At 44.7% G+C, this 11,967-nt stretch carries 12 protein-coding genes; 5 read left to right on the top strand and 7 right to left on the bottom strand.

Annotation, left to right across the window (positions count from 1 at the left end):
• Nucleotides 1–67 precede the first annotated feature (67 nt).
• The 5 genes from AC1DVJ_RS04145 to AC1DVJ_RS04125 all read left to right on the top strand — a co-directional run bounded on the left by AC1DVJ_RS04145 (nucleotide 68) and on the right by AC1DVJ_RS04125 (nucleotide 2,538).
• Complete coding sequence (locus tag AC1DVJ_RS04145) at nucleotides 68–301, top strand: hypothetical protein (RefSeq protein WP_477588582.1); 234 nt, start codon at nucleotides 68–70, stop codon at nucleotides 299–301.
• 35 nt (nucleotides 302–336) lie between these two features.
• On the top strand, nucleotides 337–759 hold the full coding sequence (locus AC1DVJ_RS04140) for an SRPBCC family protein (RefSeq protein ID WP_477588580.1): 423 nt from the start codon (nucleotides 337–339) through the stop codon (nucleotides 757–759).
• A gap of 1 nt (nucleotide 760) precedes the next feature.
• Nucleotides 761–1,135, top strand: coding sequence for an ArsR/SmtB family transcription factor (locus AC1DVJ_RS04135; RefSeq protein ID WP_477588946.1), 375 nt, complete (start codon nucleotides 761–763; stop codon nucleotides 1,133–1,135).
• A 171-nt stretch (nucleotides 1,136–1,306) separates the two neighbouring features.
• Nucleotides 1,307–2,074, top strand: a complete 768-nt coding sequence (locus tag AC1DVJ_RS04130; RefSeq protein WP_477588578.1) for a DODA-type extradiol aromatic ring-opening family dioxygenase — start codon at nucleotides 1,307–1,309, stop codon at nucleotides 2,072–2,074.
• Nucleotides 2,075–2,166: 92 nt separating this feature from the next.
• A complete protein-coding gene (locus AC1DVJ_RS04125; RefSeq protein ID WP_477588576.1) occupies nucleotides 2,167–2,538 on the top strand; it encodes a DoxX family protein in 372 nt (123 codons plus the stop codon).
• 40 nt (nucleotides 2,539–2,578) lie between these two features.
• On the opposite strand, the gene AC1DVJ_RS04120 is transcribed toward AC1DVJ_RS04125, so the two are convergent.
• From AC1DVJ_RS04120 to AC1DVJ_RS04090, 7 genes are all read right to left on the bottom strand, one after another.
• Nucleotides 2,579–3,043 carry an SRPBCC family protein gene (locus tag AC1DVJ_RS04120; protein ID WP_477588574.1) on the bottom strand — a complete coding sequence of 155 codons (465 nt, stop codon included), beginning with the start codon at nucleotides 3,041–3,043 and terminating at the stop codon, nucleotides 2,579–2,581.
• Entirely contained in the window at nucleotides 3,040–3,330 is a 291-nt protein-coding gene (locus AC1DVJ_RS04115; protein WP_477588572.1) for a MerR family DNA-binding protein, read from the bottom strand. Before AC1DVJ_RS04115 ends, AC1DVJ_RS04120 begins: the two co-directional genes overlap by 4 nt.
• 49 nt (nucleotides 3,331–3,379) lie before the next feature.
• On the bottom strand, nucleotides 3,380–3,706 hold the full coding sequence (locus AC1DVJ_RS04110) for a type II toxin-antitoxin system RelE/ParE family toxin (RefSeq protein WP_477588570.1): 327 nt from the start codon (nucleotides 3,704–3,706) through the stop codon (nucleotides 3,380–3,382).
• The gene (locus tag AC1DVJ_RS04105; RefSeq protein ID WP_477588568.1) at nucleotides 3,690–3,962 is read right to left on the bottom strand and encodes a type II toxin-antitoxin system prevent-host-death family antitoxin; all 273 of its coding nucleotides are present in this window, start codon (nucleotides 3,960–3,962) and stop codon (nucleotides 3,690–3,692) included. The genes AC1DVJ_RS04110 and AC1DVJ_RS04105 overlap by 17 nt, the downstream gene beginning before the upstream one ends.
• Before the next feature lie 438 nt (nucleotides 3,963–4,400).
• Nucleotides 4,401–5,306 (bottom strand): effector binding domain-containing protein, encoded by a 906-nt coding sequence (locus AC1DVJ_RS04100; protein WP_477588566.1) that lies wholly within the window; start codon nucleotides 5,304–5,306, stop codon nucleotides 4,401–4,403.
• A 72-nt stretch (nucleotides 5,307–5,378) separates the two neighbouring features.
• Nucleotides 5,379–6,089: a metallophosphoesterase family protein gene (locus AC1DVJ_RS04095; RefSeq protein WP_477588564.1), complete on the bottom strand. Its 711-nt coding sequence runs from the start codon at nucleotides 6,087–6,089 to the stop codon at nucleotides 5,379–5,381.
• A gap of 155 nt (nucleotides 6,090–6,244) precedes the next feature.
• Nucleotides 6,245–11,896 (bottom strand): S-layer homology domain-containing protein, encoded by a 5,652-nt coding sequence (locus AC1DVJ_RS04090; protein ID WP_477588562.1) that lies wholly within the window; start codon nucleotides 11,894–11,896, stop codon nucleotides 6,245–6,247.
• Between the last annotated feature and the right edge of the window lie 71 nt (nucleotides 11,897–11,967).

The following is an 11,967-nucleotide window of genomic DNA, read 5'->3' as shown; positions in this document are numbered from 1 at the left end:
TGACATGAAACCAAATGGTTTCATATAATAGAACATGTAACCAAATGGTTCCGCGTTGTGTGGACCGATGGAAAAGTGGTTTTACGGGAAAGCTAGGCGGATGCGCGTTACTATGAAGACTACTACATTGAACGAGGATGCCTTGTTCTGGATTACGTATCCCAAGCAAAGCTCGAAGATCAAAACCGATATTAACCGAGACAGCTTATTCGCTTTAGTTGACGGTCAAACGGATTATCGCGCGGTCAGCAACGTCGCAGTGAATGGTCGGCTCTGCGTTTTCGTCACAAGAGTAAGGTAAAAAGTAAATAACTATACAACTGGAGGCCTTTTATTATGGAAAATCAAATTCAATCCCTACCTGATATTAAACAAACACTCGTTTTTAATGCACCTATTCAAAAAGTTTGGAATGCTGTCGCGACTTCTGAAGGCATCGCCGTATGGTTCATGCCGAATAATTTCATGCCGGAAATCGGCTATGAATTTCATTTGGAAGCTGGTCCGTTCGGCAAATCACCGTGTAAGGTCACGGAGCTTGATCCTCCGAATCGTTTAACCTTCTCCTGGGGAAGAGACTGGTTCTTGACCTTTGAATTGTCCGATGTAGATGGCAAAACAGAGTTCACACTCACCCACGGTGGCTGGGATATCGACAAGGTCACCGAATTCGGTCAACCGCATGTTACGGTTCGTGAAACTATGGCACAAGGCTGGGCAGGCATCGTTCAAAGGCTTACTGCTTACATCGAGGCTTAAGATGGCTATTCCCTCGCAGAAGCATGACGTCTTTCAGGCCATCGCCGATCCCACGCGTCGCCAAGTGCTTCAGCTGCTCGGTGAAGAGGAAATGCCTGTCACTGTCATCTCCAGTCATTTTCCGATGAGCCGCACCGCGGTATCTAAGCACCTCCGCATTCTTGCCGATGCGGGTCTCGTGAAGGAGCGCAAGGTTGGCCGCGAGACGCGATACCGATTGGAGGCCGAGCCGCTCATGGAGCTCAAACGTTGGCTAGCGTATTACGAGCGCTATTGGGAAAACAAACTCAATGTGCTCAAACGGTTCGTCGAGCAGGATGATGATGCAGCTGATCTTACGTTTTCTCGTCTTGAGGTTTTGGATCCTGACAACTAAGGTTGGTTAGTCAGATGGAGTCTCCTATTCTGGGAGGCTCTTTTCACTCTACTTTAACTTACAAAAAGTAATTTACTTACTTGACGAAACCACTTCAGAGGCGTATTATTGGTTACATAAAGTAATTAAATATATTTTAGTAAACGAATGATAAATAAGGAGTTGTGCGATATGATTTCACCAATTTTTGTTGGGCACGGTTCACCGATGATGGCTCTCCAGGATACCGCTTGTACGCAATTTCTGCTCGATTACGGTTCAAAGGTGTCACCTAAAGCCATTGTCATCTTCACCGCACATTGGGAAACGGAAGTACTCACCATTTCCTCCACGAATGACGTATACGAAACGATTTATGATTTCCGCGGCTTTCCCGATGAGCTGTTTCAATTGAAATATCCCGCCAAAGGTGACGTTGCACTGGCTCAATCTATCGCGGAACGCTTTCAAGCGAAAGGTATTCCGGTTCAGCTGGACAGCACGCGCGGTCTAGACCACGGCTCGTGGGTGCCGCTGTTAAGGATGTTCCCTACACCTGAATGTCCCGTCATTCAGGTGTCCGTGAATCCTTACCTGCCGCCTGCGGAGCAGTATCGGATCGGCGAAGCCCTGCGCGGACTGGATCAGGAGGATATCCTGATCGTTGGCAGCGGCGCCACCGTGCACAACCTGCGCGCGTTGAACTGGAACGCAACCGAGCCGGATGCTTGGGCGGTAGCTTTTGATGATTGGCTTGCTGCGAATATGCATGCTCAGAACCTGGAGGCGTTGTTCAACTACGCCACAGAAGCCCCCAATGCGAAGATGGCGGTGCCACGCCCCGAGCATTTCATCCCGCTTTACATCGCGATGGGCAGCGGCGATCCGCAGCGACCTATCGAGATCATTCACCGCAGCTATGAGGTTGGCTCACTGAGCTATCTGGCAGTTTCTTTTTAAGTACGCTTGTGGCTAATCGGTACATCTGAATGAAATTGGTGGAATTGCACAAGATAACGTAACCAATTTCAACAAACAGAGGTGCTCTGGCAGTGACATGGACGACTCGCATCATTCAAATCTTGTTGGCGGCAGCGTATGTCATGTTCGGGATTTTGAAACTGTCTGCCCATGACCTGCAAATGGCCATCTTCACGTCGACCTACGGGTACAGTGTAAGTGTCATGTACATCGTCGGTGCCGTCGAATTAGTCGCCGGCATCGGGCTCATCATCGGCCTGTGGCACCCGCGGATTGCGCTCCTCTCCGCAGGCATCATCGCCATGATTATGGCTAGCGCCATGCTCACCCACATCCGATCCCATGAGGGGATGCGTACCTCGATCTTGCCGCTCATTTTCCTCCTGATGGCGATATTCGTGGTTGTGAGCAGCTCGCGTGTACGAGAACGGGAATGGGTTTAAATAAAAAGCGTGAGAGCCTAAAGCCCTCACGCTTATTTAATTATGAACCTGACTCGGGCTTCATTGCTTCTTGTTCAACCCTTTGCATAAACTCATGCACCACTTTGTTGTTGCTTTTCGCGCTGCCCAGCTTCAGCATCGCTCTTCCGACAAAATTAACACCTTTATTCTGACCCTCATAAATAAATTTCGTGTTTTCATGATCGATCTTAACTAACGTAAAGGTTAGACTGATCTCAAAAGCCTTCCCCAATACAAAGCTGATCGTCTTCCTTTTCTCGCTTTCATGATCTTCATACGCTAACGTGTCAACGATATACGTTTCCACACGCTTACCTTCCCGATATTTCTGCTGATGCTTAGCGCCTGCTTCCTTTTCACTCTTCTCAATGAGCGTATGTTCCTCTACTTTCGGCATAATTCGCTTGATATTTTTGTCCGAAAACAAGCCCCAAACCTTCTCGATATCCGCGTTTATCACAATTTCTTCTTTCCATTCCATCATGCGTTCTCATCCTTCCCCAATGCCAGGAATTCATCGATTTCTCCAGCTTGATCTTGCAGCTCTTCGATTTGGCCCTGTATCTGTTTCCTTTTCTGTACTAACAACTCGTCCAAATGGGCGAATGACTCATCCTCCATCACAGAACGCATTTCCTGTATCGTAAAGCCAAGTTTTCTTAATTTGATTAACAATATGGCCAAAAAGTAGCTTCCATCATCGTAATACCGATAATTATTCACCGGGTCAATCGAAGCAGGTTGGGTCAATACTGGTGATGATAAATTCAAATAAAGCCACTCACATATGAGCGGCCACCTTAACTGTTAATTGAATATTTTATTCAAACGAGCCAAACAATTCACGAAGGTAATCTCTACGTCCATGCAAAATACGATGGATGACCACAGTGTCGTCAAAGATCCGGTAGATGACTAAGTAGGGATTCACAACGATAAATCGATAGCCACGCTGTATGAGTGTGTATTCCTCATCCGATAATACAGAGCCCCTATTAGGAAAATCTGCTAATCCAGCTATGTGACGATCTAAATTCTCCAGCATGCTTTCTGCGGCGGAAATATGATCTTGGGAAATATACGAAAATATTTCATCCATATCGTCTACGGCTACCGGAGAATATTGGATCTTATACTTTAGCGGCATTAATTTTCCTCCGCATCCTTGCTATTACTTGGTCATGGTCAAGTAATTCTGCTCCTTCGGCTACCTGCTTTTCAGCTATCAAAAGCTTTGACTGCAGTTTAATGCGAGCTTCCATTCGCCGATATGCCTCATGACTCATAACCACTAAATCAGCTTCACCGTTACGTGTTATAACCACTGGCTCGTCTAGCTCATGGCAGTATTTTGAAAATCCATTGTAATCCTGCCGAATTGTAGTGGAGGGCTTGATATTCATTCTTTACAACCCCTTTCGATATGACATTATTCTAACAATATTATATCATTAAACTGTCAGTCAATACTACTCGTCGCTTTATCCCTTTTTTTAGTCCGCCTCCCCGCTCTGCAAAAAAAGAGACCCACAGCAACGGGCCGCGGGTCTTAAGGTATATATATTTAAAAGGGGGTCGAATTTCATTATAGGTCCCGAACCTTAAAGCAAGATGAAATTCAGATGTCATTTCCGTGACAAATGATTCCTCATTTATTACCACAATAGAAAGCACAAGTTTTCGGTTCCCGAAAACTTCTTTCTATTTGGCGATAAAACCTACCATATATAGGGATCTTTGGTCGGAGACCAAAGTCTCTCCACTAATAAACGCGGTCGCTCTTCATTGAATGGCCTCGATAGAGGTTTTCTCACAGCTTACACGCATCCTATTACCACAGCCTACTTCGCCTTGATCGGAATATAAATATCCATCTCTACAAGCTCATGCAGGTTGGCATGACAGCGCTCATCATAGTATTCAAACTCTGCGCTACCCGCATGCTCATACCCCGAGTGAGGGAACCACTCCGTGAAAATCGTATTCCATGTGCTTTGAATCGATGCCGAGAACTGATCCAGTGTCACCTTCGGTGTCGTGAATACAGCATACTCCGCTCCAGGAAATTCGCGGCAGACCATGTTCGCAGGCACATTCTCGAAGTCGGTCGCCTCCATCCCAATGATGTAGGTTAAGTCTCCGCTCTCCAAGTCAAAATCTGCACAAATCCCCAGTTCAACACACGACTCCGTATAGACGCGGTTTGGGATGTGTTTCCCCAACCCTTCTTGCAAATACTTCTGCCAGAACGCCGGAATATCACGATGATTTTGACCCTCTTTGCACGAGGTCTTCAATTCATACCCAATCAGCTTAAACCCGGGCTTCGTTTTCAATGCGTAGTCCATACGTATTCCTCCTAAATAGGGATTAAATTTCCGTTCCAGCACGTTCACCTTGGGATAGTTAGGCGGCCGTATGCCTTGCTTGCGATAAGCAAGCGGCGTACGTTCAAACACCTTTTTGAATGCCCGCGTGAAATTCTCAGGCGATTGGAAGCCATTGTCGAGGGCGATATCGATCAACTTGTGTTCGGTATGCGCGATTTGATAAGCCGCTCTCGCTAATCTTCGTTTGCGAACATATTCCATCACTGCGTCCCCCACCATGGTTTGAAAAACGCGATGGAAATGGAAGGCTGAGAAGCAGGCTACCTCGGCTAAGCACTCAACAGACAGCGGTCCCGATAGATGTTCCTCAATATGATCCAGCGTCATCTGAATCCGCGTCTCATAATTGGTATCCATCGTTTACCCCCTTCAGCTTGGTAACCTCAGTTTACGCCATTCAGAACTACGCTTCTTGATATTTCTTGCTCCTTATCTCCAGCTGCCTTTCGAAGCAACGGAATACGTCTTGTATTGATTCTTCCCCTTAATTTCCAGAAGATTCAGCTGCAGACCATAGGCACAGCCGCCATCGATCCCGATTTTGTCCGTATCAAACCACACATCTGCTTTCCCATGAATATCCTTGGTCGTCGTATGCCCGAACACCACATGCTTCTTCACAACTGTTTTCTGCTGTACGAATGGCGCGCGAATCCAAATAAAGTCCCGCTCCGGCTGTGTTTTCCAGTCTGCATAAGCAGGATTTAGCCCTGCATGGACAAAAATATGCGTGTCACTCTCGTAATACAGCGGCAGATCCCGTAAAAATGCAATATGCTTGCTGCAATTCGCCCGAATGCGCTCCTTCGCTACTTTCAAATCAAAGTCCCTGACACCGCTAAAGCTTTGAAACGTCTGAATGCCTCCATGCTCAAAAAACTTCATTTCCGTTAAGGCATCGGTCTCGCCCATCACTTCTAAAAAGCGTTGATCATGGTTCCCTTTGAGTGCAATCGCACCCTTTTCACGCACCAAGAACATCACATGCTCCACAACCTCACGGCTGGCAGGCCCCCGATCCACATAGTCTCCTAGCAAAACAAGTTGGTCCTCTTCCGCATTGAACTTTACTTTATCTAGTAATTCCTTAAACTCATCCACACAGCCGTGGATATCGCTGACTGCTAGTAGTCGTTTCATAGACGGTTCCCCCTGATGCTAACTTGTCGAATTCCCATGTATATGTAGCTATTTTAGCATATTTAGGCGCATTCGAGCTTCCTTAATTATGGGAATTAGCATGGGAACAAGAAAAAGGACGCCCTATGGACGTCCCTCTCTCAATCTATGAACATTTATTCATTGATAAAATGAACAGCTTGCAAGAATCTCTTCAGCATTACCGCGGCTTCCGCTCGGGTCGCAGGAGCTGCCGGAACAAAAGTCGTTTCGGTTACACCATTCACAATCCCAGCGCTTACCGCCTCAGCTACGGCAGCTTTAGACCATACGTTCAATCCATTGCTATCCGTAAATTTGTCTAATTGCTTGAGGTCAACTGCAGCTGATTTACCGGCAAATTTCATTGCACGCGTTATCATAACCGCCATCTGCTCTCTCGTGATGCGCTCATTCGGCTTGAATGAAGTATCATCAAAGCCCTCAATCAAACCAGCCTTAGCAGATGAACCAACTGCCCCCGCGAACCAACTATTCGAAGGTACATCTACGAATTTCGCCGAAATTTCCTCCTTCAAGCCAAGTGCTCTAACCAGAAGAGCTGCAAATTCGGCACGAGTTACGTTTGCATTTGGTGCGAACTGGGTGTCACTTACACCTTTAATGACCAGTTTGGAGGCAAGTAATTCCACATCCGCTTTCGCCCAGTGTCCTTTCACGTCTTCGAATGTTTTGAAAGATTGAACGACAGCGTAGACACTGTTACCTTGACGTTTGATCGTGACTTCTGTTTTGCCATTTACTGTTGTAAAAACCGCAGGAACGAAAGTCATCTCCCCGGTTTCCGGGTCGTACATGACCGCAGTTAACTGATTGGAATCTACGGTTTGAACAAGCGTAATTGTTCTAGGCACATAAGTATTTCCAAAATCATTCACTGTTGTAGTCTTACCATTGCCTTCCGCAGTAATGGTAAAATCAACTGCACCTGAAAGAAGTGACAACCCTGCTTGCTTGGCTTTAGCGCTAATCAAATCAGCTGCCACGCCTGTTACTTTTTCAATAGTAATATTAATTACCACATTGCTTACGTCGATACCAAGCGTTTTAGCTATATTCGCAAGATCCAACGACTTGGCAGGAAGATTGTAAGTAGCCTCATTGCTTTTAATGGATAATACCGTATCTGGAGCATTATTCAGACCTGCCAATAAGGCGTTAGCTTCAATCTGAACCATACCTGCTCCTTCACTACTTTTCACTTCAATATTAATGATTTGACCCTTTGAGTCTTTTGTTTTGAGTTCATCAAACGCTTTGCTGAGCGTACTGTCATCCACCGTAACTACCGCAACGGTTTTCCCGTTGATCGTTTGATTGACCGGATTGATTAACAATTGCACGCCATCTTCCGTAGTTTGAACTATGGTTGTTGGTGTGGTCGGTCCTACAGGTCCTCCATTAGTAGGTGCTTGTGCTGGCGCAATAGGTGTAGCACTAACAAGATTTGAGTATGGACTTTCGCCTGCCGCATTCGCTGCTTTTACCTTGAAGTAATAAGTCGTACCATTGGATAACCCGCTATCCGTGTAGGAGCCACTTGTAATATTGGTTGCAATACGTGTGTAAGAACCGTTCTCTGTTGTGGCACGATAGACGTTATAATACGTCGCACCCGTTACGGTATTCCATGCCAAAGCCGCCTGTGTATCACTTGCGTTCGCGGTTAAGTTAATTGGTGCAGCAGGTGCCTGTAACATTAACTGCGGGGTAACACTCACCGTGTTTGAATAGACGCTTTCCCCAACCGTATTAGCTGCAGTTACCTTAAAATAATAAGTCATCCCGTTAATTAATTCGCCATTTGTATACGTTGCACTCGTAACATTTGTCGCAACTTTGTTAAATGAGCCGTCCTCAGCCATTCCGCGATAAACGTTATAATACGTAGCGCCAGTAACGGTATTCCATGTTAAAGTCGCTTGAGCGTCACTTTCGGTTGCAGTTAAGCTCGTCGGAGCAGAAGGCGGTGCGATAAATTGAAGGAAGCTTCCCCAGATTATGCTGCCATCTTCATTTCTTGTGTACGATTCAACCGGTACTAAACTTGTAAAGTTGGCATCTGTAAGCTGTACACCCGAGTTGTTAACGGATTTGGAACCGTCAAACATATAGTTATTATCGGCTTTTAATTCTGCTGGGTAATTATCTTTTACAGAAACCGTTTTTTGATAGGATACAAAACCATTAATTCTGAAATCAGTATCTATGCCTGAATACGTTGTGAAGCTTAAATTGCCTTTGGCATTGTTAAAGCCAATATTGTTTTCTGCTTGGACGCCAGGGTTACTATTACTTGTAAAACCGTTAGCACCATTTCCAAATGCCATACTGTTACGGATGATATGAGGAACGTGAATGCCTTCGCCACCCAGCTTGAAGCCATTCTTGTCTCCTTCACCTACTCTGCCATTCGTTAATGTCCCGTTATTATAGGCGATGCTGTCTTCAATCGTTACAGCGCCGATCGCCCCCGTACCCACCTTTGTATACAAATCCCAACCGTCATCAATGTTATTGTGGGCAATATCCCCACGGAACACGTTGCCTACGCCAGCTGTCAGTTTTGCTGCAAAACCATCGGCATTGTTATTGGATGGATCTATATTATCAAAGGATTCACAGTTCAAAATCAGGTTATACGACGGCCATGTCGTTTTGTCAGCTGATCCGTCCGTGCTGCTAATCTGCAGCCCAGTGTCTCCATTAGCGTAAAATCTGCTTTGCTCAACGATGTTATGATTGCCGCCTACTGTAAAACCTTTCGTGTTCGGACCTGTCCGCGTAAAATCAATTCCTTTAATGTGCCAATAATTCCCGCTCAATACAACACCTTCTGATTTCTTATCAAAATCAATGATAGGCGTCGCACCTGGAGCTGCTTCGAGATACTTGTTGGCGGAAGGCGTACCGTCATTGCCCTTCTTAATATCAAGCTTGGCATTACGCACATATCTACCATCTTGAAGAATGATCTTTTGCCCTGTGCTCACATAAGCAATAGCTGTGTCAAGGTCAAGCGGACTATCTATTGTACCTGTACCAGCACTTGTACCCGTTGGCGATACATAGATATCACCACCTGGAACAAACGTCTTCATGGATACTGAAAAGTTTACTACCCGTTTATCTGACGACGTCAAAAGCTGCGTATCATTTGGTAAAAACACAGCGCTAAAGTTCGTGTAGGTATTCTGGGTAACAGTTGTAGGTAAGGTAATCATTTTACCCGCTTCAACATTCATTTCTGTTGCGATTACATGTTGATCCTGTTTAATCGTTACCGTACCGTTTACATTCGACTTTACGGATAAGGAATAATCCGTTTTTGAAGTTTTATCTAGAGAGACGAACTGGAAGTCAGGTGTAACCGGCAAATTAGGAGCCTCTACCTTAGGCGTATCCGTTTCTGCAGCCGTTACTTCCAGTTTGATATTACTAACATCAATCGTTGCAAGACGAGCCGCATAAAACCCTACATACATTTTGGAATCTTGAACACTCATAATGTCTGGAACAAAAATCTTTTGCTCCTGCTCAGTGTTAATCATTCCAGTGAATCCGCTATTCGTTTTGGTGAGTGTAAGCTTATAAGGCGTGTTAGTCGATGAAGGTCTTTCATTTCTTAACATCACGCTTTGAATGCCCTTGCTGCCTTTGCCATCACTAGATTCGACACCTGATCTTACGAATAATTGCGTGCCATTGTCTTTCGTTGTGCCACCGCTATATCCGCCAACAGCAGCAATGTTGGAGGCGAATACACTAGAATCACCTGCAGTTCCAATGGCATCTCTCGCCATAATCCCGAAAGATTCTTGGCCGTCGTAAGGCGTTTTTGCATAGTTGCTAACTTTAATATCTGCCGATAAGACAAAGTTATCTTTTGCAGCGTCTAATTCTACGTAGTAAAAGGAAATACCATCATGATCGCCAGTAACCTTACCACCGCCGTCTAAAGCTACAAGTTGTACGCTTCCATCTACTTTAGGTGTGATGGTATTACTGCCTGCAGACGAAGATTGGCCGAATCTAATCGGATTCCATGTATAGGTAATTGGCTCTCTAACCGTCACTTTATAGACGATGGGCCCAATACTTCCATCGGTAGGAATGATCTTAATGTCATAGACGCCAGCCATGTTCTTTGTATAATTCGAGCTATCAATTATATAGTCAGCTTGGGCTAAGACTTCTTGATCTTTGTTGTCGTACAATTTTGAAACCGTTAAGCCGTTAGTGACTACATCTTCACCTAATTGATAGGTTGTTTTGGGATATTGGGTAACTTGGATCCCTGTTAATTCTTTTTGTTTGACAGTAACAGCGGTGTTAGCTTGAAGTCCTCTATACGAAATGACAACCTGCTTGGAACCCGCAGACGTTGTGTCGAGTGCTGTTGTGTATTCTTTGGATAAAAGTCTTACTTTCGAATTGTCACTATAGCGGGCATACACAACCATCCCGTTAGGTTTAAACGCATCACCCAGATAATAAAGTGTTTTTTGTGGAGGCTGTGCGACTTCCAAGCCAGTCATTTGAGCGTCATTTACAGTTACGTTAAATGTTGTGACCGTTGAAGGCGTCTCTGTTGATCTGACTGTAACTGTTTTTGTTCCTGGAGTATCGAAGGCATATGTGGAACCCGTAACCGTCGCTTCTGGAATGGAGAACGTGTATTTATCACTTGTGAGATCTGTCACAACCCCTGAATTGTAGGCCGCCGTAACAACGAAACCTTCAGGATCAAATAGATCTCCTAAATAATATTCCGTCTTGGCAGGAAAATATTTGATTCCCAATGCCGTAGCTGTTAAAGGAACGATAGTAAGATTAATCGTTTGGATTGCTCCATTAAAGCTAATCGTAATCGGGACTGTTCTCAATTGACTACTATTAAAACCGGTGATCACATAATCGTTTGCAGTAAGAACTTCCTCACTATTATCTGCGTATACGGCTGTCACCCTTAAACCGGTTGTATCTAAACTTGTATCTTTCAAATACTCCGTTTTCATTGAAGTTGTGTCTAGTTTTAATTGAATTGGAGCTCTAGGATCTACTTTTATGTCGAAATCACTAAACGTGATTTTTGCATCTCTTGCCGCATACATACCGACATAAATTTTACTGCTGAATAAATTATCTAGCTTAAACTTTTCACTTTTGCCGTTAGCCGTTATGACATAGGCATCCCCTGTTTTTCTGATTTTCAGCACATATTCTTCATCCGCAACAGGAGCATTCAAATCGCTAAATGCTTTTTTGGTTTGAGTTCCTGTGACAGGTGTACCTCCCACACCTTGCTTGTAAAAGGCCTGAATATTGCTTGTAGTAGCTGTGAGACCAAAGCCCCCTACTGCTACATAGTTAGATGTTTGTGTGGAACTACTTGTCCCCACGCTGCCACGCAGCATTAATCCAAACGATTTTTGAGACGGAGTGGAAATGGTGGATTTACTGTTAAAGTTCACGACTTTCGCTTTCGCGGAAATTTCAAAATTGGCATCCGTAGGAATGTCTAGTGTTTTATAATAAAAAGATATGCCCTCGTTATCTGATGCAATTTTGCCGTTAGTGGCTTCTAATGTGATGGAACCATCTGCATTAACAGTAGGACTAAGATTAGTTGTTGTAGAATTTGTACTTGATCCGAAAGCGCTAAATTGCCAATCCCCAATTGCTGCTGCGAATCCGCTAAAAGGAATCATCGATAGTAATAAAACAAATGACAAGACTGTTGCCAACAATCGTTTGTGTTGTTTCAAGTAACACCCCTCCATACTTCGCTTTTGTATGCGCTTACTTTATGAAATCAGATGAAGGACGCTGGAAAGCG

It is taken from the genome of Paenibacillus sp. P4_A9 (genome assembly GCF_056402415.1).
Note: the sequence above shows the minus strand (reverse complement) of the source record. Positions and strands in the feature narration are given on the sequence as shown.

What these genes read in the sequence shown, in the direction of transcription:
- AC1DVJ_RS04145 (WP_477588582.1), top strand. Translation starts at nt 68, where the DNA reads ATGGAAAAGTGGTTTTACGGGAAAGCTAGGCGGATGCGCGTTACTATG.
- AC1DVJ_RS04140 (WP_477588580.1), top strand. Translation starts at nt 337, where the DNA reads ATGGAAAATCAAATTCAATCCCTACCTGATATTAAACAAACACTCGTT.
- AC1DVJ_RS04135 (WP_477588946.1), top strand. Translation starts at nt 761, where the DNA reads ATGGCTATTCCCTCGCAGAAGCATGACGTCTTTCAGGCCATCGCCGAT.
- AC1DVJ_RS04130 (WP_477588578.1), top strand. Translation starts at nt 1,307, where the DNA reads ATGATTTCACCAATTTTTGTTGGGCACGGTTCACCGATGATGGCTCTC.
- AC1DVJ_RS04120 (WP_477588574.1), bottom strand. Translation starts at nt 3,043, where the DNA reads ATGATGGAATGGAAAGAAGAAATTGTGATAAACGCGGATATCGAGAAG.
- AC1DVJ_RS04110 (WP_477588570.1), bottom strand. Translation starts at nt 3,706, where the DNA reads ATGCCGCTAAAGTATAAGATCCAATATTCTCCGGTAGCCGTAGACGAT.
- AC1DVJ_RS04105 (WP_477588568.1), bottom strand. Translation starts at nt 3,962, where the DNA reads ATGAATATCAAGCCCTCCACTACAATTCGGCAGGATTACAATGGATTT.
- AC1DVJ_RS04100 (WP_477588566.1), bottom strand. Translation starts at nt 5,306, where the DNA reads ATGGATACCAATTATGAGACGCGGATTCAGATGACGCTGGATCATATT.
- AC1DVJ_RS04095 (WP_477588564.1), bottom strand. Translation starts at nt 6,089, where the DNA reads ATGAAACGACTACTAGCAGTCAGCGATATCCACGGCTGTGTGGATGAG.